A 24,432-nucleotide genomic window follows, 5' to 3' on the forward strand; every position below is an offset into this window, starting at 1 on the left:
GCATCAGATGAACGCCGCGTCAGCCATCGATTATGAAAGCATCTTCCTGCACGCGCCCGTGGGCATGTGCATGTCGGAAAACCGCATCATGCGCAGCTGCAACGAAGCGCTGGCGGCCATGTTCGGCTATGCGCGCGCCCAACTCGACGACCAGTCCTTCGAAGTACTCTACCCCACGCACGACGAATTCCTGCGCACCGGTGACCGCATCATCCCCATCATGAACGCCAGGGGCCGCTATTCGGACGAGCGCATCATGCGCCGCAGCAATGGAGAATTGTTCTGGTGCCACGTGACGGGCCACGCCATGCTGCCGAACCAACCGCTGGGAGCGGGCATCTGGACGTTCGAGGATGTCAGCGAGAAACGCCCCGTAACGGCGGAGCTGACCCCGCGCGAGCGCGAAATCGCCGCCCTGCTGGTGGAAGGCAAGACCAGCAAGGTCATCGCCCGCCAGATCGACCTCAGCCCCCGCACGGTGGAAATGCACCGCGCCAAGCTGATGCGCAAATTTGCCGCCTCGACGTCGTCGGAGCTGGTGCACAAGCTGGTGGGCTTGCAGCTGCAGCGCTGAGACGGACGTTTACGGCGTGCCGGCCTGCTCCCGCATTACTTTTTCGTACTTGATGATTTTCAGTACCCTGGAGTTGGCGAAATACTGGATGCAATTGAGCGGCGAATAGAAAATATCGGTCTTCCATTCGCCCGCGATCAATTCCTTGCCTGTCGGGTCGTCCGCAGGCTGGAAAATCGTATCGGCCAGAATGCGATGGACACCCGACACATTCGGTCCCGACTCATGCCACGTCGAACTGTGCATGACCACGAAATCGCCGGGATTGAGGATAGGCGTGACCTTGGCGAACTGGATGTTGAAACTGTCAGGGTTGATTTCGCCGGCATCGCCGAGATAACCGAGTTTATGCGAGCCGACATAAAAACTCATCGCACCGTTATCCTCGTCCACACGGCTCAATGCGGTAAAAATGCTGCATTTGTTCAAGTTACCCAGGTGGTAACAGCTATCCTGGTGCAGGAATACCTTGTTCGGACTGAATGCATCCTTGATGACGAAGCGGTGATTGTATAGCGCCACGTCGGGACCGAATATGCGCGACAGCGTTGCGGCATACACCGGCGCGCGGTACATTTCCAGCAGTTTCTGCGGCAATTCCTCGGTCAGCGAAACGGGATTGGCCTGGCTGACATTGCGGCCGGCACGTAGCTTGGCATCATAAAAAATATCCCACTCATGCTGCCATTGCGCCAGCAGATCCGGTGCAATCGCATTACGCACGACAAAAACGCCTGTCTCCCGGAAAACCTCCGGCAGGAACTGCTCCCCGCTGATGCCCTGCAAGACGTCTTGGGTCTGCTCATTGACTACAGCCAGTGTCATCGCCACTCCTAGATAAAGCGGAACGTCAGTTCATTGTCTTGCGTGTTTTTGAACTTATTGCACTTCGCCAGCACGTTATATTTGATAGGAAACAGCTCGCGGTCAGGCGTTTCCAGAATATCAATTTCAATGATGTCGAAATCGCGCAGCAAGGCGCTCCAGCCATGCTCGGTAATACGCCAGCAGTCCGGAATTGGACCATGGATGCGCCAGTTCAAGGGGGCGGAAATGAGCAGATAGCCTTCATGCTTGAGGATGCGGCGGATTTCCTTGACGGTGTCGAAGGGGTTGAGCGTATGTTCGATCACTTCCAGGCAGACGACGCAATCGTACGCGCTGTCGGCGATCGCCGAATTGACCTTGGTGATGTCGCCCACCAGCGTGGGGCTGTAAGTGTCGACGATGTCAAAGGTGTCGACGCTGAAATTACTGAAGTTTTCGCGCACGGTGGAGCGGTCCTGCGGCCCCACTTCCAGCAGCTTGCCCGTCTCACCGGCAAGCTTGGCGGCCGTTCTTGCCACAAAAGCGTTCAAGTGATCGCGTGCCAGCTGAAACGTGTCATTGTCAAACTTCGAAGGAGTTGCCATCGTAAAAATTCTCGTATAGTGGTTATGCCCGGACGCTATGCCGCAAGCAAAAACATCATAGCCGCTAATTTTCCCTGTGGCAACAATACCTTCCCTCTGCCGCTTACATGCTGGCCATGCCGCCATCGGCGGAGATAATCGCGCCATTGATGAAGTGCGAATCCTCGCCCGCCAGCAACAGCAGCAGGCCGTCGAGGTCCTCCGGCTTGCCCGGCCGTTTATTCGGCAGCATTTCGATCAGTTTCTTGCCCTGCTCGGTAGCGAAATAATCTTCATTGATCTCGGTGGAAATGTAGCCGGGGCAGATGGCGTTGGTGTTGATGCCATATTTACCCCATTCGACAGCCATGGCGCGCGTCATGTGCACCATGCCCGCCTTGCTCATGCAGTACACGCCGATCTGCGGCAGCACCTGCAAGCCGGCCATCGAGGCGATATTGATGATGCGGTGCTGTTTCTTCGGGTCGCCCTTGGCGCGCGCGATCATGCGCTTGGCCGTCTGCTGGGCCACGAAGAACGAACCGCGCAGATTGGTGTCCATCACGAACGAGTAATCTTCGGGCGTGACGTCGACCAGACGTTGCGTGGTGGAGACACCTGAATTGTTGACGAGGATATCGATGGGACCCGCTTCCGTTTCCGCATGGGCGATGGCCGACTTGATGCTGGCAAAGTCGGTCACGTCGAGCGACACCACGTGCGCGGCGCCGCCGTCCGCTTCGATCTCGGCGCGCAATTCCTTCAGGCGTTCGGTGCGGCGCGACGCCAGCACGACCTGCGCGCCCGCCTGGGCCAGCACTTTCGCAAAGCGCGCGCCGAGGCCACTCGATGCGCCGGTAATCAGGGCAATCTTGCCCTCGAAATTGACTTCTATGCCCACGAGCTACTCCTGTTTTATTTTAAACAACATTTTACGCCATGCCCATGGCAATCGGGCAAATTCCCCCGCCGCGCACTCGAGCAAAAGTAAACGCCATCATTACACAAAATGGCCGGATTTAGATTGCGGCGAGGGGCAATGTCACGCAAAATGGCGCCAAAGTTGCAATCCTCGTCAAAAACAAGCACACTCGTGCTTAAATTTCCCCGATGATGCTTTATTCCCTATCCTTGCTACCTAATTGAGTGACTATAAATCGAGACCATGACACAGCCTAATAACTTAGTTGAACAGTACGGACCGCGCGAAACCATGGAGTATGACGTGGTGATCGTCGGCGGTGGCCCCGCAGGCTTGGCCGCGGCGATCCGCCTGAAGCAGCTGGCCGCTGATAAGAGCCAGGAAGTGTCCGTCTGCGTGCTGGAAAAAGGCGGCGAACTGGGCGCGCATATCCTGTCGGGCGCCATCATGGACCCGAAAGCGCTGACGGAATTGATTCCGAACTGGAAAGAACTGGGCGCGCCCCTGAACACCGAAGTAACGGAAGACCGCATCCTGTTCCTGACCGAAACGAAAGCCTATAAAACGCCAGGCTTCGCCGTGCCGGCCTGCTTTGAAAACCACGGCAACTACATCGTCTCCTTGGGCAATGTGGTGCGCTGGATGGGCCAGCAGGCGGAAAACCTGGGCGTGGAAATCTTCCCCGGCTTCCCTGCCGCGGAAATCCTCTACAACGACGACGGCTCCGTGAAAGGCGTGGCGACCGGCAACATGGGCGTCAAGCGCGACGGCGAGCCGGGTCCCGACTTCCAGCTGGGCATGGAACTGCACGCCAAGTACACGCTGTTCGCCGAAGGCGCGCGCGGCCACCTGGGCAAGCAATTGATGGCCAAGTATGACTTGAACGCCGGCAAGGACCCGCAATCGTACGGCATCGGCATCAAGGAATTGTGGGAAATTGACCCGGCCCAGCACAAGCCGGGCCTGGTGATCCACTCGAGCGGCTGGCCGCTGGACACGAAAACCTATGGCGGTTCCTTCCTGTACCACCTGGAAAACAACCAGGTGATGGTCGGCTACGTGGTGGGCCTGAACTACGAAAACCCCTACCTGTCGCCGTACGAGGAATTCCAGCGCTATAAAACGCATCCGGAAATCCGCAAGTTCTTCGAAGGCGGCAAGCGCATCTCGTACGGCGCGCGGGCGATTGCGGCCGGCGGCCTGCAATCGCTGCCGAAGCTGGTGTTTGCCGGCGGCGCGCTGATCGGCTGCGATGCGGGCTTTTTGAACATGAGCCGCATCAAGGGCAGCCACGCGGCCATCAAGAGCGGCATGCTGGCGGCGGACGCGGCCTTCGGCGCGCTGGGCGAACAGCGCCAGCACGACGAACTGACGAGCTACCCTGTCGCGTTCGAGAAATCCTGGCTGCATGAAGAACTGCACGTGGCGCGCAACGTCAAGCCATGGCTGTCGAAAGGTTTGTACCTGGGCAGCCTGATGACGGGCATCGACCAGCTGATCTTCCGCGGCAAGGCGCCGTGGACCCTGCACCACTCGCATGGCGACCACGAATGCCTGAAACCGGCGGCCCAGTCGAAACCGATCGTGTATCCGAAACCCGATGGCAAGCTGACCTTCGACAAGATGTCGTCCGTGTTCATCTCGAACACGAACCACGCGGAAGACCAGCCCATCCACCTGACGTTGAAGAACGCCAGCGTGCCCGTCGATGTCAACCTGGCCACGTATGCGGGTCCGGAAGCGCGTTACTGTCCCGCCGGCGTGTACGAATTCGTGAAAAACGACGACGGCGCCGAACGCCTGCAGATCAATGCGCAAAACTGCGTGCACTGCAAGACCTGCGACATCAAGGACCCGACGCAGAACATCGTGTGGGTGACACCGGAAGGCGGCGGCGGCCCGAACTATCCGAATATGTAATTGTCATCGCGTCATCGCATCATCGCGTCATCACGCGTAGCTGGACAACAGCGCGGCACCCTCGGGTGGCCGCGCTTTTTTTATCTGGCGATGTCACTGCAGCGTCAGACAGCACAGCCCAGGCAAGATTCCGGCATCCCCCACTTGCCGATGCCGGAATCTTTTACTTTTATTGCAAGCTTTCTTGCCGCTGTGGCCTGCCAGGAACACCAAAATTTGTTCAATGATGCACTAGGGCAAAATTCCTTGGGGAAATTTTCTATTCGCCACTCCCAGCAGTTACAATTGCCGCTGGTACACTTTTCTTCCCTCTCATGAACGCTGACGCCACCCTGGAAACGCAACTCGACACCCAACTGGCGCTGGCGCTGAAGGCGCATCAGGCTGGCCACCTGGAAGAGGCGGAAGACCTGTATGTCGCCATCCTGCAAGCCCAGCCCTACCATGCCATCGCCAACCACAATATGGGTTTGCTGGCCGGCCAGGTAGGCCAGTTCCGGGCAGGACTGCCGTATCTGCGCAAGGCGCTGTCGGTCAATCCCGATGAAGGCCAGTTCTGGCTATCGCTTGCCGACGGCTTGCTCAAGGCGGGCGAACGGGACGAAGCGCTCGACATCATCGATACGGCCATCGGCCGCGGCCTCGATAACGACCAGGCGCAAACCTTGCGCGCACGTATCGCCGCGGCGATTGCTGCCGCGCCCACGGCCGACGAATGCCAGCACGTGGTGGAGCTGTACCAGGCGGCACGGTATGTGGAAATGGAAACGGCCACCCGGGCGCTGATTGCGCGCTACCCCACCTCCGATTTTGCCTGGAGCGTACTCGGCACCGTCCTGCAGGCGCAGGGCAAGGATGCCCTCGACGCGCTGCAAACCACTGTCCAGCTCACCCCGTATGACGCCGAAGCCCATTGCAATCTGGCCAATGCGTGGCAGGCACGCGGGGAACATGCGCAAGCGGTCCAGTCCTACCAGCAGGCGTTGCAGTTCAATCCGGCATTCGCCGAAGCGCACAGCAACCTGGGCGGCGCCCTGCTGGCGCTCGGCGCCCTGGCGGAAGCGGAAGACGCCTACCTGCAGGCCATTGCCCTGCGGCCCGACTATGGCATGGCGCACTTTAACCTGGGCAATACGCGCAAGGCGCGTGGCGACCTCGACGGTGCCGTCGGCGCCTACAATGCCGCCCTGGCAAGCATGCCCGGCGACGCCGAAGTGCTCTGCAACCTGGGCAATGCCCTGCAGGCGCTGGAGCGCAATGAGGAAGCGGCCGACAGCTATCGCCGCGCGCTGGCGCTCGAGCCCCGGCTGGTGATGGCGCACAGCAACCTCGGCGCCGCGCTACAGAATCTGGAGCAGTACGCGCAGTCGGAAGCGAGCTACCGCACGGCCTTGTCGCTGGCGCCGCGCCATGCGGACCTGTGGAATGGCCTGGGCAACAGCCTGCAGTCGCAGCAGCGGCTCGACGCCGCCGCCGATGCCTATCGTCAGGCGCTGGCAGTGCAGCCCGACTATTCCCAGGCCCACTCCAACCTGGGCGGCGTGCTGGTGAGTCTGGGCGAATTCGATGCGGCGATCGCCAGCTATCGCCGGGCCCTGGAGCTCCAGCCGGACAGCGCCGACGCGCACACCCAACTGGGCCTGGGCCTGCAATCGGTCGGCGAACTCGACGAAGCGCTGGCCCTGCACCAGCGTGCGGTACAGCTGGCGCCAGACAAGCTGCAGGCGCACACCTGCCTCGGACATTGCCTCAAGCAAATGCGCCGCTTTGAGGAAGCGCAAGTCGCTTACCGGCAAGCGCTCGCCCTGGCGCCCGATGTCGCCAACCTGCACAATGACCTGGCCATCGCCGTGCAGGACGCCGGCGATTATCGCGAGGCGATCCGCATCTACCAGCACGCGCTGGAACTGGACCCGCGCTCATCGCTGATCCATTGCAACCTGAGCGTGGCGTTCGAGGATAGCGGCCAGTCGGAACAGGCGCTCGAGTATCTGCAGCGCGCACGCGACATCGCGCCCGACTCCAGCCGCGTTCACTTTACGATGGGCAATTGCCTGCGCTCGCTGAAGCGCTACGACGAAGCGCTGGCCAGCTATGCGCGCTCGCTGGAAATCCAGGACGACTTCATCGGTTCCCACTTGAATACCTGCGCGACCTACAGCGAGATGGGCCGCACCGACGACGCCGTCCAGGCATGCCGCACGGCTCTGGCCAGGTATCCGCAGTACGATGAGGTCTACAGCAACATGCTGTTCGGCCTGTCGCACATGCATGCCGACGACCCTGCCGCCATGGTGGCCGAGCATTTCGGCTTCGGCGAGCGCTACGAAACGCCGCTGCGCGCCGCGTGGCAGCCGCATGCAAACGAGCGCGACCCGCAGCGCCAGTTGAAGATCGGCCTGGTCTCGGGCGACTTCTGCAACCATGCCGTGGCGCATTTCATTACGCCCCTGCTCGAGGAACTGGTGGCGATGCCGCAGTTTTCGCTGTATGCGTACTACAACAATAGCCGCGTCGACAATGTCACCATGCGTATCGCGCAACTGCTGCCCAACTGGCTGCCGGTGACCCACCTGAGCCAGGAAAAGCTGGCCGAGCGCATCCGCGCCGACGGCATCGACATCCTGATCGACCTGTCCGGGCATACGGCCAAGAATTGCCTGCTGGCCTTTGCCCGCAAGCCGGCGCCCATACAGATGAGCTGGATCGGCTATCCGCTGACCACGGGCCTGCAGGCCATGGATTACTACCTGAGCGACCGTCATTTCTCGCCGCCGGAGACATTCGCCAGCCATTTCACGGAAAAACTGATCTTCCTGCCGACCATCGCCCCATTCCTGCCATCCGAAAATGCGGACGGCATCCTGCCGGCGCCCGTGCTGAAGAACAAATACCTGACTTTCGGCAGCTTCAACCGCCCTAACAAGCTCAACCGCCAAACCATCGCGCGCTGGGCCAGGGTCTTGCGCGCCATCCCGGACGCCAGGATGCTGCTGGCCGCCATGCCGGCGCCCGGTCCCCACCCCGGGCTGACGGCGTGGTTCGCCGAAGAAGGCATCAGCGCCGACCGCCTGATCTTCGAACCGCGCGCCAACATGGCCAACTTCCTGGCCATGCATCACCGCGTCGACATGTGCCTCGATACGGCGCCGTACGGTGGCGGCACCACCACCTTCCACGGCTTGTGGATGGGCGTGCCCACCCTCACCGTTGCCGGACCGACCGTACCGAGCCGCGCCGGCACCTCGATTCTGCGCCACGTGCAGCTGGAGGAATTCATCGCCCGCGATGACGAGGAATTTGTCAGCAAGGCCCTGTACATGGCGGCCAACCCCATGCTGCTGGGCGCCTACCGCTTCAGCACCCGGCACCGCCTGGCGCAAACGGCGCTGGGCCAGCCGAAGTTGATTGCGGAAGGCCTGGCCAACAGCCTGCGCCTGGCCTGGCAGCGCTGGTGCGAGGACTTACCGCCAGTCAGCTTCGACGCGCCGCTCGACAGTCAGTTGCCCGGGGAGATAGCGGCATGAGCGACGCCAAACCCATCTACGTCACCCAGCCGCTGCTGCCGGACCTGCAGGATTTCCTGCCATACCTGGAAAGCATCTGGGAAAACAAGATCCTCACCAATGGCGGCCCCTTCCACCAGCAGCTGGAAAAAGCGCTGTGCGACTACCTGGGCGTGCGGCATATCTGCCTGTTTACCAATGGAACGCTGGCATTGATGACGGCCTTGCAAGCCTTGCGCGTGAAGGGCGAAGTCATCACGACGCCGTATTCCTTCGTTGCCACGGCCCATTCGCTGCTGTGGAATGACATCAAGCCCGTCTTCGCCGACATCGATGCGCGCACGCTGAACCTCGATCCGGCGCGCATCGAGGCAGCCATCACGGCGCAGACCACGGCCATCATGCCCGTGCACTGCTACGGCCAGCCCTGCGATGTCGACGCCATCCAGAAGATTGCCGACAATTACGATCTGAAGGTCATCTATGACGCCGCGCATGCGTTCGGCGTGCGCCACGGGGGCACCAGCGTCCTCAATTACGGCGACCTGTCCGTGATCAGCTTTCATGCGACGAAGATCTTCAACACCTTCGAAGGCGGCGCCATCGTCTGCCCGGACGCCAAGACCAAGCAGCGCATCGACCATCTGAAAAATTTCGGCTTTGTCGACGAAGTCACCGTCGTCGCCGCCGGCATCAATGGCAAGATGAGCGAAATCAATGCCGCCTTCGGCCTGCTGCAGCTGAAGGGCATCGACCAGGCGCGGCAACAGCGGCGCAGCATCGACGCCCACTACCGCGAACGTCTGGCAGGCGTCGCGGGCATCACCTGCCTGGAAGCGGCCGACGCCGAAGCGGCCAATCACGCCTACTTTCCCATCCTCGTCGGACCCGGGTATCCGCTGGCGCGTGACGCGCTGTTCCAGCGGCTGCGCGATCACGAAATCTACGCGCGGCGCTATTTCTACCCGCTCATCAGCGATTTCCCCATGTACCGCGGCATGCCGTCCGCCGCGCATGCCAATCTGCCGGTCGCGCGCCAGGCCGCATCCCAGGTGATCTGCCTGCCGATCTACCCGGCCCTCGAGCTGTCGAGCGTGGACGCGATCACCGCCCTGATCGCCGGGGCGGCCTGAGCGCCCCGCCCTTCCCTATTGACCCAGACCGAACGGCCACCGCATGCCCCACTACGCCCACCTTACCGCGATCGCCTACCACCTGCCGCAGGCGATCCTGACGAATGCCGCGCTGGAACAGGAGTTCATCGACTGGCCGGCGCAAAAAATCCTCGACAAGACGGGCATTGCGCAACGGCATATCGCCGCCGAACATGAAACGGCCAGCGACCTGGCCTTCCATGCCGCGGAAAAGCTGTTCGCCACGCATGACGTCGCGCGTGGCGACATCGATTTCCTGATCCTGTGCACGCAGGCGCCCGACTACCTGCTGCCCAGCAGCGCCTGCGTGCTGCAGCAGCGGCTTGGCTTGCCGACCTCCTGCGGCGCGCTCGACATCAACCTCGGCTGTTCCGGCTACGTCTACGCGCTGGCCATGGCCAAGGGCCTGATCGAGAGCGGCATCCGCAAGAAAGTGCTGCTGCTGACGGCAGACACCTATTCCAAGTACATCAACGCGCGCGACCGCAGCGTACGCACGCTGTTCGGCGACGGCGCCGCCGCCAGCGTGATCGCCGGCGGCGCGCCCGAACTGGCGCTGGGGCCTTTCGTCCTGGGCACGGATGGCAGCGGCGCGAACAACCTGATCGTGCCGGCCGGCGGCATGCGCACGGCCCGCAGCGCGGCCACCGCCATGCCCGTCGAAGACGCGTCCGGCAACTGGCGCAGCCAGGACGACCTGTTCATGGATGGCGCGCAGATCGTCCAGTTCACCTTGGGCGCCGTGCCGCGTACAATGCAGGAGCTGCTGGACACGGCCGGCAAGACCCTCGATGACATCGATCATGTGATCTTCCATCAGGCAAACAAATTCATGCTTGACGCCTTGCGCCGCAAAATACGCATTCCGGAAGACAAATTTGTGATTGAAATCGATACTGTCGGCAATACCGTCTCCTCGACCATTCCCATCGCCATTGCCCGCGCGCGCGCCTCGGGACGCATCATGCCGGGCGACACGGCCCTGCTGCTGGGCTTTGGCGTCGGCTATTCCTGGGCCGGCACGCTGGCGCGCCTGTAGGCGCCCGCGCATCTGCGTACTGAACTTCTTTGAAAGGAAACACAATGCAAGAATTTTTCAACGGCATGGCCGACATCCTGGAAATCGACGCCGACAAAGTCGTGCCGTCCCTGAAACTGGGCGATTACGCCTGGGATTCGCTGGCCATCATTTCCACCATCGCCCTGGCCGATGAGCTGTTCGATCAGATGCTCGAAGGCCAGGCCCTGGCCAATTGCGAGACCCTGGCCGACGTGCTGGCATTGATCGCCGTCAAGGTCTGACCATGTCCAGCCAGCGCCTGGAATCGGGACTGCCCTTCAGCACCGCCCATCTGGCCATGCGCGGCGTGGTGTGCGCGCTGCCGCGCACACAAGTCCACAATGCCGACCTGGCCGAGCGCTTCGGCGCCGAGGCGGTGGCCGACGTGAGCAAGATGATCGGCGTGCAGTCGCGCCGCCGCGCCGCCGATGGCCAGACGACGGCCGACCTGTGCCAGGCGGCGGCACAAACCCTGCTCGACGACCTGGGCTGGGAGCGCGACAGCATCGACGCCCTGATCTTCATCTCGCAAACCCCCGATTACGTGCTGCCGGCTACCGCCTGCGCCCTGCATGGACGCCTGGGCCTGCACAAGGCTTGCGCCGCCTTCGACATCAACCTCGGCTGCTCGGCCTACGCGTACGGCCTGTGGCTGGCGGCGAAGATGCTCGACGGCCAGGCCATGTGCCGCATCCTGCTGCTGGTGGGCGACACCATCAGCAAGACCGTCGATGAGACCGACCGCGCCACCGCGCTGCTGTTTGGCGACGCCGGCACGGCCACGGCGCTGGAATTCGATGCGGCGGCGGCGCCCGCCCATTTCATCGTCGGCAGCGACGGCGGCGGCGAACGGCACCTGATGATGGCTGCCAGCGCCTGCCGCCCCTACGCCGGCGACGATGCGCGCCTGGCGCAGCGCGATCCCGCCAAGCTGTACATGGACGGCGGCGAAATCTTCAATTTCACGCTGAAGAGCATTCCGCCGCTGGTGGCGGACCTGCTGCGCCTGGCAAACCGCACGAGCGACGAAATCGATGCCTTCCTGTTTCACCAGGCAAATACCTTCATGCTCAAGCACATTATCAAAAAAGCCAAATTGCCAGCCGGGCGCGCACCGATCAACATGGACCGCTATGGCAACACCTCCAGCGCCTCCATCCCCCTGCTGATCGCCGACAGCCTGGGAGCGGCGGCACAGGGCCAGACCATCGCCATGTTCGGCTTTGGCGTCGGCTATTCCTGGTCGGCGGCCGTGCTGGGCCTGCAATCGCTGACCGTCAACCGCCTTATCGAAGTCTGAACCATGATCTTTCAACCCGACATGCTGGCCGGCCAGCGCATCCTCGTCACCGGTGCCTCGTCCGGCATCGGCCGCGACACGGCCCTGCTGCTGGCACGCTGCGGCGCGCAACTGCTGATCAGCGGACGCGACCGGGCTCGCCTGGAGCAAACCCTGCAGGCCCTCGACGGCAGCGGCCACCGGGCCGAAGTGCTCGAACTCGACGGCGGCGACCACATCGTCGACTTCCTCAGGCAAGCCACGCTTGACGCGCCCCTGAGCGGCATCTTCCATGCGGCCGGCATCGAGTTATTGCGCCCGGTCAAATTATCCAAGGCGCAACAGTTTGACGACGTCTTCGCCTCCAGCGTCAAGACGGCGCTGGCGCTGGCGCGCGGCGCCGCCCTGCGCGGCGTGCTCAGCGATGGCGCGGCCCTGCTCTTCATGTCATCCGTGGCGGGCCAGAGCGGCCAGTCCGGCATGAGCGTGTATTCGGCGGCCAAGGCCGCCATTGACGGCCTGGTGCGCGCCCTGGCCGTGGAACTGGCGCCGCGCGGCATGCGCGTCAACAGCATTGCCGCCGGCGCCGTCGAAACGGAAATGCACGCGCGCCTGAGCCGTGGCTTGCCTGACGATGCCATGCGCGCCTACGCGGAGCGCCATCCGCTCGGCTTCGGCCGCAGCAGCGACATCGCGCAGACGGCGGCCTTTTTGCTGTCGCCGGCGGCGCGCTGGGTCAGCGGCGCCACCTGGGCCGTCGACGGCGGCTACCTGGCCCGTTAGGAGTATTCATGCAAACCATCCTCATCGTCGGCGCCGGACGCTTCGCCCGAGAATTGCTGTGCTGGCTGGAAGACAGCCTCGACCCGGCCACGGCCCGCATCGGCGGCCTGCTCGACGACACGCTGCCGCCCGCGCCCATGCTCGACGCCGACTACCCGTACCCCGTGCTGGGCAGCATCAGCGACTACCGGCCGGCGGCCGGCGAGGCGCTGCTGCTGGCCATCGGCGCACCGAAAGCCCGGCTGGAAGTGGCGCTGGCGCTGGCCGAGCGCGGCGCCCGTTTCCATACGCTGATCCATCCCAGCGCCGTGGTCGCGCGCACGGCCCGCATCGGCCAGGGCGCCGTCGTCTGCCCGTTCGCCCTCGTCTCGGCGGGCAGCGAACTGGGCGACTATGTCACCATCAACAGCTACGCCAGCGTCGGCCATGACGCGGTGCTGGAACGGGGCTGCACGCTCAGCTCGCACGTCGACATCACGGGCGGCGTGCATCTGGGCCAGGCCGTCATGGTCGGCTCGGGCGCATCCATCCTGCCACGCGTGAGCGTCGGCGCCGGCGCCACGGTCGGCGCCGGCGCCGTCGTCATGCGCCGCGTGGCCGCCGGCGCCACCGTTTACACGCCACCGGCAAAGACATTATGAGCACCATCTCCGAGACGCGGCAGCTGCGCGACCAGTTCTGGCACTTGCTGTGCCACCGCAGCGAATTGCCGGCCAGCGGCGACTATCTGAAACTCGACTGGCTGGGCGAGGAAGTGGTCGTCTACAACGACCAGGGCGAGCTGATCGCCTTCGACAATCTGTGTCCGCACCGCGGCACGCGCTTCTTCACCGAAAAACGCGGCAATGCGCCGCTGGCCTGCCCCTACCATGGCTGGGCCTACCGGGCCGGCGCCATGCACATCCCCTGCCGCGAACGCTACGCGCCGGCCGAGCTGGACAATGCCCGCCTGCAGGTGCTGCAGCTGGACTGGTGCGCCGATTTCCTGTTCGCCTCGCCACAGCCGCGCATGCCGCTCGAAGCGCAGCTGGGCGAGACCCAGGCCACCTTGGAAAACATTTCCTTCAACGTCGCTGGCCTGGGCGATTTCAACGCCTATGACTATGAGTGCGACTGGCGCATCGCGCTGGAAAATGCGCTCGAGCCGCTGCACGTGCCGTTCGTGCACCCGGAATCGCTGGCGCAACTGCAACTGGACGACGGCGAAAACCGTTTCACGGACTGGACGTCGACATGGGAAGCGGGCCTGGGCAACGCCGGCATGGCCAGGAAACTGCGCTCCGTCAAACGCCTGTTCCAGCTCGACAGCCAGTTCGAGGGCTACCAGAGCCTGTACCTGTTCCCGTTTACCATGCTCTCGTCGACGTTTTCATATTCGTATTCGCTGCAGCATTTCTTTCCGTCAACGCAAGCGCAGCGCACGCATTTCTCCAGCCGTCTGCTCATGGCCGCAACCAAGCCCGCCGCCAGCGCCACGCTGCAGGGCTTTTTCGACTCGAGCGCGCAGATGAATCGCCAGGTATTCGAGGAAGACCATGCCATCTGCAAGCGCATAGCCGTGCAGGCGGCCGACAGCGCGCGCTTCAAGATCCTTTCCAGCGACGAGGCAAAGATCGCGCATTTCCGGGCCTGCCTCGCGGCGGCAAGCCAGTCTTAGGGGGCTGGCGGCGACCTCGCAGGCCGATGTGAAACTTTTTTAAAAAGAATTTTAAAAAATTTCCACAAAGCATTTAATAAGCTTATGCGGATGGTCGTCTTGTACTTGGGAGAGCACAAAGAACCGTTGCTCCGGACTGAACCCACCAAACCAGGAGTTACACCATGCTGAGCCTTCACACTAACAACGCTGCACTGTCCGCACAAAATTCGATCACCCGCACCCAAAACCAACTGTCGACCTCGATGACGCGCCTGAGCACCGGCTTCCGCATCAACTCGGCAATGGATGACGCAGCAGGCTTGCAAATCGCAACCCGCCTGAAAGCACAAACCAGCGGCATGACCGTTGCAATGTCGAACACCCAGAACAGCACCTCGATGCTGCAAACGGCTGAAGGCGCGTTTGACGAAGTCACCAACATGCTGATCCGCATGAAGGATCTGGCAACCCAGGCAGCCGATGCTTCGTCGGGTGCCAAAGACAAGACCGCCATGCAGTCGGAATTCGATGCACTGGGCCTGGAACTGTCGAACGTGATGAAAAACACCACCTTCGGCGGCAACAAGCTGCTGGTAGGCGGCACGCTGGCCTCGTCGATGACGTTCCAGATCGGCGCAAGCCAAACCGAAACGATGGCATTTGACGTTTCGGCCAAAATGACCAGCCTGACGGCATCGCTGGGTTCGGCTACCGCCAACTACGCTTCGGCTGCGACCGGCACCGAGCTGACCAGCTCCGCCAACGCCACCATCGCCCTGCTGGAAACGGCAATCGGCGACGTCGGCACCGTTCGCTCGGCACTGGGTGCTGCTGCAAACCGTCTGGACCACGTCAACACCAACTTGTCCAACATCGCCACCAACACCAAAGCCGCTACCGGCCGCATCATGGACGTCGACTTCGCTACCGAAAGCTCGAACATGACGTCGTCGCAAATGCTGCTGCAAGCTGGCACCGCAATGTTGAAACAAAGCAACAGCATGTCCTCGATGGTCATGTCCCTGCTGCAATAATATGTCCCTGCCTGGCCGTTCGCGGCCAGTCGCTGAAAACCAGGCCTTGGCCTGGTTTTTTTTCGTCCCCGGTATCTCGCCTTTGCACGCAAGAGTAACTATTTGCTGGCAATCTTTAACGATGCGGCACGCATGGTCGCCTGTTTGATGGGCAAGCCCGCCCAACAGCCGTCATCCACAGGAATCGCCGAGTGCTCAGTCTCCATACGAATATCGCAGCACTGGCCGCACAAAATGCCGCCGCACGCGCGCAATCGCTGCTGTCGACCTCGATGACGCGGCTCTCCACCGGCTTTCGCATCAATTCGGCCATGGATGACGCCGCCGGCCTGCAAATCGCGACCCGGCTGCGGGCACAGGCGAGCGGCATGGCCGTCGCCATGCGCAACACGCAAAACAGCACCTCGATGCTGCAGACGGCCGAAGGCGCGTTCGACGAAGTGAACACCATGCTGATCCGCATGAAAGACCTGGCCACCCAGGCCGCCGATGCATCGTCGGGCGCCAAGGACAAGGTCGCCATGCAGGCCGAATACGACGCCCTGGGCCTGGAACTGGCCAACGTCATGAAAAACACCAGCTATGGCGGCAACAAACTGCTGGCCGGCGGCACGCTGGCGTCGTCGATGACCTTCCAGATCGGCGCCAGCCAGAGCGAAACGATGGTGTTCGACATCTCGGGCAAGATGGCCGGCGTGCTGGCCTCGCTCGGCGCGGCCAGCGCCAACTTCGGCGCGCCCGCCACCGGCAACGAATTGACGGGCAGCGCGAATGCCAGCATCGCCCTGCTGGAAGCGGCCATCGACGATGTGGGCGGCGTGCGCTCGGCCCTGGGCGCCGCCGGCAACCGCCTGGACCACGTGCACACCAACCTGTCGAACATGGTCACCAACACCAAGGCTGCCATCGGCCGCATCATGGATGTCGACTACGCGGCCGAAAGCGCGAACATGACGTCGGCGCAAATGTTGCTGCAAGCGAGCACGGCAATGCTCAAGCAAAGCCAGAGCATGCACAAAATGATACTCTCCCTGTTGCAGCCATGACGGCAGGCTTTTTGATGGAACCAGATCTGGACATAGTGGCATGGCGATAGACCGCATTTCATCGGGCAATCCGGTGCCCCTGATTACCCAGCGCTTCGACGTCAGCCCCGCGACGCCGATGGTGCCGGGCGTGGTGCAGCCGCTGGTGCCGATCGGCCCCTACATGGCGCCCGCGCCCGACGCCGGCACCCTGCCCGCCCAGCTGCAGCAGCAGGGCCAGGACAGCCTGGCGTCCCTCATCAAGCCCAATGCCGACGGCACGGGCGGCGCCTTGCCGCGCGACAGCAGCGCCATGCAGGTCAATCAGCTGTTCTTCACGCGCCAGCTCGTCTGGCAGCCGCCCGACGCGGCGCAGCTGGCCGCCTCGTGGCGCGTGATGGTCAGGACCTATGGCGAACAATATGCGGCCCTGCAGGAACAGGCGCGCGGCCAGCACGTGCCGGGTAACCTCTTCATGGCCGAGCAGCAACCGGCCCTGCTGCGCGAAGGCGCCCGTCCGCCACTGACGGTCGACAGCGAAGCGTGGCGCTTTGCCGTGTATGGCTGGGGCGGCCAGCGCCTGCTGCTGCGCGTGCTGGCCAGCGACGTAGACGACGAGGCAACGCCGAGGCGGCGCGGCAAGGTAGCGCTGCGCGTCGAGCTGATCATCATCGGCATCGGCCGGGTCGTGATCCAGATGGAGCCGTCCGGCGACGGCGTGCTGCTGGAACTGGCCGCCGACGAGGAAGCCGCGCTGCGCCATCTGCGCCTGGCCCTGCCCGAGATCGCCGACGCCGTGCGGCGCGCGGGCCTGCGCCTGGTGCGCTGCCGCCTGAACCGCCAGCTGCATGCACAGCGCGTGCATGGCAACTACCCGATGCAGGCGGGCGCCGCCTCGCTGTCGCTGCCCCTGTTCCGCGCCATGGCCGAAGTGGCCCTGCTGCTGACGCAGCCGGAAGCGGAAGCGGCGGCCGATCCCGATGCGCCCGCGGCTGCCGCGGCCGAAGCCGAAGAGGAGGCCATCTTTGTCTCGAAGGAAGTGGCGGCGCCGCTCGGCTACGACTATGGCGACGAGGAAGACGCGGCGCAGGGCGGCACCGTGCTGCTGCTGGCCGACGGCCAGGAGCACGACCTGCTGCCGCCGATCGACGAGCAGGATTGATACAGCACAAAAAAACGGCGCCCGCGGCGCCGTTTTTCTTTCAATTCACCGTACTAGCCCACCGTGCCGATGATGCTCACTTCGCGGTTTTCCGGAATTTCATTGTATGACAGCACATGCAGGCCCGGCGCGAACAGGCGCGCGTAGCGGGCCAGCAGCGGACGGATCTGCGGCAGCACCAGCAGCAGCGGCGGCGTGGCCTGCTGCTTCATCTGCTCGCGCGCCACCGGCATGTTCACTTGCAGCTGCGACAGCAGATGCGGGTCGATCGGATAGTTATCGAGCGTCACCTTGCCCGACTGGCGCGCCTGGTTCAAGGAACCGAGCAGCATGTTTTCCAGTTCGCCACCCAGATTAAACGCCTGCATTTCCATCTTCTGGCCGAACAGGCCGCTGACGATCTGGCGCCGCAGCGCGCAACGCACCTCGGCCGCCAGCAGGATCGGGTCCTTGGTCGTTTCCGAACTGTCGAGCAAGGTGGTGGCGATGGGCACGATATCCTTCAGGGACACATTTTCCGCCAACAAGACACGGAACACGCGCAGCATCTGCGTGTGCGTGAGCGCCTTGTCGAGCGCACCGGCCAGCTTCGGCGACAGGGCCGTCAGGCGCTCCATCAGGTTCGACACGTCTTCGTGGCGGAACAGTTCCGGCAGGTATTCGCGCACCATTTTCGACAAGTGCGTGGCGATCACGCTGGGCGCCTCGATGACCTGGTAGCCGAGGCCCAGCGCATGCGCCTTTTCGCTCGGCTCGATCCACGTGACGGGCATGCCGTAGGCCGGTTCGATGCCGGGAATGCCGTCCAGCTGGCCATACACGTTCGGCGACGGGATCGCCATCAGCCGGTCGGCCTGCACTTCCGCCTGCGCCACCACGGTGCCCGACAGCACGATCGCGTACTGCGACGGTTTCAGGGCCAGATCGTCGCGCACGCCGATATTCGGCAGCAGCAAGCCCATCGCTTCGGACAGACTCTGGCGCACGCCCTTGACGCGCTTGGTCAACGGTTCGCCTTGCGTTTTATCCACCATGCCGACCAGCTTGTAGCCGAGCATCACCATCAGCGGCTGCACGGCGGGCAGTTGCTGCCACTCCAGTTCGGCAGGCTTGTCGTCGCGCAAGGCCGCCTCGATGGCCGCCATGCCGGCCGCGTCGGGCCCCTTCACGCGCTTGGTCAGGCGCCAGGCAACAAAGGCCAGCACGGCGGCAAAGGTCATGAACATGAACCACGGCATGCCAGGAATTAGGGCCAGCGCCACCATCATGCCGGCCGCGCTGTAGATCACCGTTGGCGAGGTCAGCACCTGGCCCGCCACTTGCTGCTCGAAATCGCCCGAATCGCTGATGCGGGTCACCAGGATGGCGGCCGCGGCCGACAGCAGCAGCGCCGGAATCTGCGCCACCAGGCCATCGCCGATGGTCAGCAGTGCGTACTGGCGGAAAGCGTCGCCGAACGACAGGTCGTGCATCAGCGAGCCGATGGCCACGCCGCCGACCATGTTGATGATCAAAATCAAGATACTGGCGACGGCATCGCCGCGCACGAACTTCGACGCGCCATCCATGGCGCCATAGAAGTCGGCTTCGGCGGCCACGTCCTTGCGGCGGATCTGGGCTTTTTCCTGATTGATCAGGCCGGCGTTCAGGTCAGCGTCGATCGCCATCTGCTTGCCCGGCAAGGCATCGAGGGTAAAGCGCGCGGACACTTCCGAGATGCGCTCGGCGCCCTTGGTGACGACGGCGAAGTTGATGATCATCAAAATCACGAAGACCACGATACCGACGACGAAGTTACCGCCGATGACCACGTTACCGAAGGCCTCGATCACCTTACCGGCCGCATCCGCGCCCGTATGGCCGTGCAGCAGCACCACGCGCGTGGACGCCACGTTCAGGGTCAGCCTGAGCATGGTGGTGGCCAGGATCACCGTCGGGAAGACGGAGAAGTCGAGCGGCCGCTTGGCCGATACGCTGACGAGGATGACGATCAGTGCCAGCACGATATTGAAAGTGAACAAGATATCGAGCAGCACGGGCGGCAGCGGCAAGATGATCATCGCCAGGATCACCAGCAGGAACAGCGGCGTGGCGAACTTGTGGCGGCGCATTTCGGCAACCAACCGGTTCAGGAAATTCATGAAGGTACTACCTCGCTCAAATGAGATGGCACGACCACCTCGGTGGGAAATGGGGGCTGGGCGGCGCGCTGCCCAGTACGGAATGCTTTCAGCTGCAGGATGTAGTTGAGCACCTGCGACACGGCCTGGTACAGCTGCACGGGAATCTGCTGCTGCACCTGGCTGGTGTTGTAGATGGCGCGCGCCAGCGGCGGCAACTCCAGCGTTTCGACGTTGTGTTCCTTCGCCACTTGCCGGATATACAGCGCCATCTCGTCGACGCCCTTGGCAACGACGAACGGCGCCTCGGCGCGGTCCTGGTCATACTTGAGCGCGACGGCGTAATGCTCGGGATTGACGATCACCACATCGGCGTCGGGCACGGTCTTGCGCACGCTGCGCCGGCCGATCTGCTGCTGCAGCTGGCGGATGCGCTGGCGCACTTCGGGCCGCCCTTCGCTGCTTTTATGTTCTTCCTTGACATCCTGCTTGCTCATGCGCTGGTTGCGGGCAAAGAAAAACGCCTGCGCCGGCACGTCGATGATGGCAAACAGCACGAAGACGGAAATGAGCGCCATCAGGCCGTCGAGCATCAGCGCCGAGCCGTCGAGCATGGCTTGCTGCAGGGGCCGGTGTTGCAAGTCCACGTACTGCGTCAGGCTGGAGCGGCTCACGTGCACGAGCACCATGCCCAGCACGGCGGCCTTGGCGATCGACAAACCGAATTCAAAGCCATGCTTGGGCGACACCAGGCGGCCCAGGTTCTTGGCCGGGCTCAGGCGCTCCATCTTCGGCATCCAGTTCTTCGTGCTGATGACCCAGCCGCCAGGGACCAATGAGCCGAGCACAACAAACAAGGGCACGCAGAACAGCGGCACGATCATCTTGATCAGCAAACCCACGGACGTGGTAAACGCCATCGACATGGCATTGTCCAGCGCGCCCTTGCTGTCGAGCGGCATGAAGGCCATGGCGAACAGCTCGCGAAAGCTCACCAGATAGCCGGGCAGCAGGTAAATGAAGACCTTCATGCTGATCAGAATGCCCAGCGCCGTCGACAGGTCGCGCGAACGCACCACCTGCCCTTCCTGGCGCGATTTCTTCAGCTTCTGTGCTGACGCCTTTTCTGTCTTGTCGCCCGTGCTGCTATCCGCCATGCGTCACACCTTTCCGCACGTGCCCTACAAGCGTAGCGAGCAAGTTCAATGCCGGGTTGAGTAGCGCAGCTGTACGGAGGTACAGCGAGCAACGGATGCCCGGAAGTGGACTGCGCAGCAGCTTGTTGGCACGTGCGCTATCCATGGGCCACCCGCATCTGTTCGGCGATCATGTCGAGCACGCGGTTCGTCATGGCGATGTAGTGCTCCGGGATAAAGCGCACGATCTGTCCCAGCATCAGCAGGCCGAACATGGTGATCATGGAAAAGCCCAGCGAAAACAGGTTCAGCGACGGCGCCACGCGGTTCAGGAAGCCAAAGCCCAGTTGCACCACCATGGTGGAAAAGACGATGGGCAAGGCCAGCAGCATGGCGGCGGCGAAAATCCACGCCACGTTATACGCCACCGTCTGCAGCAGCAGCGGCCCGTAGCCCTGCCCCACGGGCCAGGCCTTGAAACTGGCGCCGATCACGCCCGTCAGCACGAGGTGGCCGTCGATGGCGAAAAACACGATCATGCACATGATGGTGAGCATCCCCGTGATCACGTCCGACGAGGTGCCGTTGAGCGGATCGTTCATGACGGCCATGGAAAAACCCACCTGGCTCGACACGAGGTAACCGAGCACCGACATGACGGACATGGCGAAGTGGAAAGCCAGGCCCAGGACGAAGCCGATGATGGCCTGCTCCAGGGTGGCGACGAGGGCGTGCAGGGAAAACGGATCGATCTTCAACAAGTCCTGCGACACGCCCGAGGCCTGCATGACGGGCAGCATCAGGATCGCCAGCACCAGCGACAGCAGCACCCGCACGGGGACGGGCACCATGGCGTCGCCGATGACGGGCGAAGCGCTGAGCATGGCCAGGATGCGGCAGAACGGCCACCACACGGCCAGCAGAAACGGCAGCACCTGATTGAAAATCTGATCCATGGCGCGCGGCGCTATCCGACCAGGGTGGCGGCGCGCTGAAAAATGGACACGCAATAATCCATCAGGTAACCGGCCATCCAGCGTCCGGCCAGGATCAGGGCCAGCAGGGTGACCAGCAGGCGCGGCAGGAAACTCATGGTCTGTTCATTGATCGAGGTGGCCGCCTGCACCAGCGCGACCAGCAAGCCCATGAGCAAACCCGGCACGACCAGAATCACCACCAGCAGCATGACGACATGCAGCGCTTCGATGATCAGGTCGACGGCGACTTCAGGGGTAAACATCGGTCAATAGCCCTGTATGCTGGTAACTAAGGTGTTGACGGTCAGCGTCCAGCCGTCGACCAGCACGAACAGCAGCAGCTTGAACGGCAGCGAGATGACGAGCGGCGAGAGCATCATCATGCCCATGGCCATCAGCACGGACGCCACCACTAGGTCGATGATGAGGAAGGGAATGAACAGCATGCAGCCGATCTGGAACGCTGTCTTGAGTTCGGACAACACGAACGCGGCCAGCTTGACCGTGAAACTGTGGTCTTGCGGGCGCATGGTCGACGGTTCGCCGGCCAGGTGCGCGATCTGCGCCAGCGCGGCCTTGCTCGTCTGCGCCAGCATGAAGCGCGAAATCGGCACTTCGGCGATCTTCAGGGCTTCCTGCATGCCGATCTGGTCGCGGTCGTAAGGCACGAACGCGTCCTTCCATATCTGGTCGCCGATGGGACGCATGACCAGCAAGGTGAGAATCAGGGCGATGCCGGTGACGATACGGTTGGGCAAGCCCTGCTGCAGGCCCAGGGCCTGGCGCAGCAGGGACAGCACGATGACGAAGCGGGTAAAGCTGGTCATCATCATGACCATCACGGGCAGCAGCCCGAGCAGGGTCATGACGACGAGGATCTGCATCTTCACCGACAAGTCGGTCTTCGCGCCCGGCACCACGCCGGCGAGCAGGTCCTGCGCACCGGCGGCGCTGCAGCACAGCATCAGAACAGGGACAGCCAGCGCGGCAGCCAGCGCGCCGCGGCGCCGGCTCAAGCCGGGTACCGCCAGCTTCATGCTGTCATCAGGTCGAGATTGAGGCCGTCGAGGTCGATGACTTTCAGGCCATAGTTCTCGCCGGCCACCACCACTTCGGCACGGCCGATCGGCGTGCCATTGACCTTGATCACCAGCGGTTCGCCGGCCAGCATGTCGAGTTCGATCACGCTTTCCGGGCCGATGGCCATCAACTCTTCCAGCGAAATGCGGGCCGAGCCCACTTCCAGGGTCAGGGTGACGGGAATCTTGCGCATCATCTGCGGAATGTCGCGGCGCGCGCGGGTGCTGGCCACGTCGGCAACGTCGCCCTGGTCGATGATCATGTCATCGCCCAGGTCTTCCAGCAGGGTTTCGCTCTGGTTGGTATCGGTCATATTCATATTATTCGACATCTTCAAATGAGGTTAAACAGAGCTTGCCCTTGTGTTCGGAAACAGCCGCTGTAAATAAACGGGAGTCGTCCAGCATGACGTCAGTACGGCTCAGACTGACGGGAATCACGTCGCCCACGCGCAGGTCGAACAAGGCGCCCAGCTGCATCTGCTTGCTGACGAGCCGGCCTTCCAGGGTCACTTGCAGGCGCGACGCGAGCGGGCGCACGCTGCCGCGCAAGGCTTTCTTCGCTTGCGCGCGTTCGGGCAACAGGCCGCGCAACACATCGGCCATCAGGCGCTTGTCCAGCGAGAACCAGAACTGGCCGCTCTGCCCCGCTTCGACGTCGCTGAGCGACACGGTGACGATCCAGCTGCCGCGCGCCGGGTGCACGCCGGACTGCACGGCCACCTCGGCACTGGTGTCGATGTCGCTGCTCTTGCCCAGGGTTTGCAGATTCTTGTGGATGCGCGTGAACAAACTGTTCACCAACTGTTGTCCCAGCACCACAGCGAGGCGCTCTTCCGTGGCCGTCACGCGCACTTGCGCCGGATCGGGCAGCGCGCCCTTGGCGCCGGCACTACCGTAGCGATAGTTCAGCACGCTCAAGAGGATCTGCCGTTCGAGCGCAAAGCCCGGCTGACCGGCCGGCGTGGAAAAACTCAGCCAGCGATTCGCGCTGTCCTCGTTCTCCACGCGCGACAAGGTCACGGCATCGATCTGGAAATTGCCCCAGTAGCGCCGGCTCATCGGCTGGCGCAGGGCCACGGCCAGGTCGTCGCGCAGCTGGGCGCCGAATACATGCAGCAAATGGACAGGACGTCCAAGCAGACAGGAATCGAGGACTTGATGGCGCGCAGTTTGATCTGTCTTGGTAATGATTGTCATGTAGTGGTCATGTCGGTATTGCGGTGGCAGAACAAATTATACGGATCGCCCGAAATTAAATACAGCATCATCTTGGCCTTGCCAACCGGCCGGCCGGCGAGCAAACGATTGCGCATCGTATCGCATGCTGGATGACTACGGTGCTGAACAATACATGAAAAAGCAAAATATTGCCATGTATCAATATTCCTTGAGGCAATCCTCTCTTTACTTTATAGTTGCCTCGAGGTAAGCTTATAGCGAGAAAAAAGTGATTTGCAGTGCGCCATTCCGCTTACCTGATTCCGGTTTTTATGGCAGTTTCCAGCCCCTCTTATTGCCACCAGAAGAAACTTTTATCAGATAATTATTAGTTATCATGGCCATGTAAATCATTCGGCGCGGTTCTGCCGGGTTTGTTGAATCTGCTTGAGCGGATGGTGTGGCAACTGATAAAACTGATGGGCCCTGTCAATTGGGCCGGGCAAGATG

The 24,432-nt window shown here is 62.5% G+C and carries 23 protein-coding genes; 13 read left to right on the top strand and 10 right to left on the bottom strand.

The genetic code is table 11. The annotated features are described in order from the left end of the window. Positions 1-7 precede the first annotated feature (7 nt). On the top strand, positions 8-574 hold the full coding sequence (locus tag AC1Q6X_RS04470; protein WP_070221561.1) for a LuxR C-terminal-related transcriptional regulator: 567 nt from the start codon (positions 8-10) through the stop codon (positions 572-574). 9 nt (positions 575-583) lie between these two features. On the opposite strand, the gene AC1Q6X_RS04475 is transcribed toward AC1Q6X_RS04470, so the two are convergent. The 3 genes from AC1Q6X_RS04475 to AC1Q6X_RS04485 form a co-directional block, all read right to left on the bottom strand. Next, complete coding sequence (locus tag AC1Q6X_RS04475) at positions 584-1,399, bottom strand: phytanoyl-CoA dioxygenase family protein (protein WP_492495366.1); 816 nt, start codon at positions 1,397-1,399, stop codon at positions 584-586. An 8-nt stretch (positions 1,400-1,407) separates the two neighbouring features. Next, positions 1,408-1,932, bottom strand: coding sequence for a class I SAM-dependent methyltransferase (locus AC1Q6X_RS04480; protein ID WP_492495368.1), 525 nt, complete (start codon positions 1,930-1,932; stop codon positions 1,408-1,410). A 157-nt stretch (positions 1,933-2,089) separates the two neighbouring features. Beyond that, positions 2,090-2,866, bottom strand: a complete 777-nt coding sequence (locus AC1Q6X_RS04485; protein WP_070221564.1) for an SDR family oxidoreductase — start codon at positions 2,864-2,866, stop codon at positions 2,090-2,092. 264 nt (positions 2,867-3,130) lie between these two features. Between AC1Q6X_RS04485 and AC1Q6X_RS04490 the strand changes: the two genes are divergently transcribed. From AC1Q6X_RS04490 to AC1Q6X_RS04545, 12 genes are all read left to right on the top strand, one after another. Beyond that, on the top strand, positions 3,131-4,807 hold the full coding sequence (locus AC1Q6X_RS04490; protein WP_175445164.1) for an electron transfer flavoprotein-ubiquinone oxidoreductase: 1,677 nt from the start codon (positions 3,131-3,133) through the stop codon (positions 4,805-4,807). 314 nt (positions 4,808-5,121) lie between these two features. Beyond that, on the top strand, positions 5,122-8,334 hold the full coding sequence (locus AC1Q6X_RS04495; RefSeq protein ID WP_492495370.1) for a tetratricopeptide repeat protein: 3,213 nt from the start codon (positions 5,122-5,124) through the stop codon (positions 8,332-8,334). Next, positions 8,331-9,446, top strand: coding sequence for a DegT/DnrJ/EryC1/StrS family aminotransferase (locus AC1Q6X_RS04500; RefSeq protein ID WP_070310082.1), 1,116 nt, complete (start codon positions 8,331-8,333; stop codon positions 9,444-9,446). The genes AC1Q6X_RS04495 and AC1Q6X_RS04500 overlap by 4 nt, the downstream gene beginning before the upstream one ends. A gap of 43 nt (positions 9,447-9,489) precedes the next feature. Next, complete coding sequence (locus tag AC1Q6X_RS04505) at positions 9,490-10,506, top strand: ketoacyl-ACP synthase III (protein WP_070221568.1); 1,017 nt, start codon at positions 9,490-9,492, stop codon at positions 10,504-10,506. A gap of 44 nt (positions 10,507-10,550) precedes the next feature. Further along, positions 10,551-10,769 (top strand): phosphopantetheine-binding protein, encoded by a 219-nt coding sequence (locus AC1Q6X_RS04510; protein ID WP_070221569.1) that lies wholly within the window; start codon positions 10,551-10,553, stop codon positions 10,767-10,769. Between the two features lie 2 nt (positions 10,770-10,771). Then, positions 10,772-11,827, top strand: a complete 1,056-nt coding sequence (locus AC1Q6X_RS04515) for a ketoacyl-ACP synthase III (protein ID WP_070300386.1) — start codon at positions 10,772-10,774, stop codon at positions 11,825-11,827. Positions 11,828-11,830: 3 nt separating this feature from the next. Further along, complete coding sequence (locus tag AC1Q6X_RS04520) at positions 11,831-12,589, top strand: SDR family NAD(P)-dependent oxidoreductase (protein ID WP_492495373.1); 759 nt, start codon at positions 11,831-11,833, stop codon at positions 12,587-12,589. Positions 12,590-12,597: 8 nt separating this feature from the next. Further along, positions 12,598-13,230 (top strand): NeuD/PglB/VioB family sugar acetyltransferase, encoded by a 633-nt coding sequence (locus tag AC1Q6X_RS04525; RefSeq protein ID WP_492495375.1) that lies wholly within the window; start codon positions 12,598-12,600, stop codon positions 13,228-13,230. Then, positions 13,227-14,246 (top strand): aromatic ring-hydroxylating oxygenase subunit alpha, encoded by a 1,020-nt coding sequence (locus AC1Q6X_RS04530; RefSeq protein ID WP_070289081.1) that lies wholly within the window; start codon positions 13,227-13,229, stop codon positions 14,244-14,246. The genes AC1Q6X_RS04525 and AC1Q6X_RS04530 overlap by 4 nt, the downstream gene beginning before the upstream one ends. 164 nt (positions 14,247-14,410) lie before the next feature. After that, on the top strand, positions 14,411-15,262 hold the full coding sequence (locus AC1Q6X_RS04535) for a flagellin N-terminal helical domain-containing protein (RefSeq protein WP_070220045.1): 852 nt from the start codon (positions 14,411-14,413) through the stop codon (positions 15,260-15,262). Positions 15,263-15,453: 191 nt separating this feature from the next. Next, positions 15,454-16,308, top strand: coding sequence for a flagellin N-terminal helical domain-containing protein (locus tag AC1Q6X_RS04540; RefSeq protein ID WP_070220043.1), 855 nt, complete (start codon positions 15,454-15,456; stop codon positions 16,306-16,308). Positions 16,309-16,348: 40 nt separating this feature from the next. Then, positions 16,349-17,449 (top strand): hypothetical protein, encoded by a 1,101-nt coding sequence (locus AC1Q6X_RS04545; RefSeq protein WP_492495378.1) that lies wholly within the window; start codon positions 16,349-16,351, stop codon positions 17,447-17,449. A gap of 53 nt (positions 17,450-17,502) precedes the next feature. On the opposite strand, the gene AC1Q6X_RS04550 is transcribed toward AC1Q6X_RS04545, so the two are convergent. The 7 genes from AC1Q6X_RS04550 to AC1Q6X_RS04580 all read right to left on the bottom strand — a co-directional run bounded on the left by AC1Q6X_RS04550 (position 17,503) and on the right by AC1Q6X_RS04580 (position 23,961). Then, positions 17,503-19,590 carry a flagellar biosynthesis protein FlhA gene (locus AC1Q6X_RS04550; RefSeq protein WP_070220038.1) on the bottom strand — a complete coding sequence of 696 codons (2,088 nt, stop codon included), beginning with the start codon at positions 19,588-19,590 and terminating at the stop codon, positions 17,503-17,505. Then, positions 19,587-20,726, bottom strand: coding sequence for an EscU/YscU/HrcU family type III secretion system export apparatus switch protein (locus AC1Q6X_RS04555; RefSeq protein ID WP_070220036.1), 1,140 nt, complete (start codon positions 20,724-20,726; stop codon positions 19,587-19,589). Before AC1Q6X_RS04555 ends, AC1Q6X_RS04550 begins: the two co-directional genes overlap by 4 nt. Before the next feature lie 137 nt (positions 20,727-20,863). Then, on the bottom strand, positions 20,864-21,661 hold the full coding sequence (locus tag AC1Q6X_RS04560; protein WP_070220034.1) for a flagellar biosynthetic protein FliR: 798 nt from the start codon (positions 21,659-21,661) through the stop codon (positions 20,864-20,866). An 11-nt stretch (positions 21,662-21,672) separates the two neighbouring features. Next, positions 21,673-21,945, bottom strand: coding sequence for a flagellar biosynthetic protein FliQ (locus AC1Q6X_RS04565; protein WP_034757874.1), 273 nt, complete (start codon positions 21,943-21,945; stop codon positions 21,673-21,675). 3 nt (positions 21,946-21,948) lie between these two features. Then, entirely contained in the window at positions 21,949-22,719 is a 771-nt protein-coding gene (gene fliP, locus AC1Q6X_RS04570) for a flagellar type III secretion system pore protein FliP (protein ID WP_070289077.1), read from the bottom strand. Next, positions 22,716-23,081 carry a FliM/FliN family flagellar motor switch protein gene (locus AC1Q6X_RS04575; protein WP_070220030.1) on the bottom strand — a complete coding sequence of 122 codons (366 nt, stop codon included), beginning with the start codon at positions 23,079-23,081 and terminating at the stop codon, positions 22,716-22,718. The genes fliP and AC1Q6X_RS04575 overlap by 4 nt, the downstream gene beginning before the upstream one ends. 1 nt (position 23,082) lies before the next feature. Continuing rightward, positions 23,083-23,961, bottom strand: a complete 879-nt coding sequence (locus AC1Q6X_RS04580; RefSeq protein ID WP_070289076.1) for a FliM/FliN family flagellar motor switch protein — start codon at positions 23,959-23,961, stop codon at positions 23,083-23,085. Positions 23,962-24,432 lie beyond the last annotated feature (471 nt).

The organism is Janthinobacterium sp. GW823-FHT06H09 (assembly GCF_058794735.1).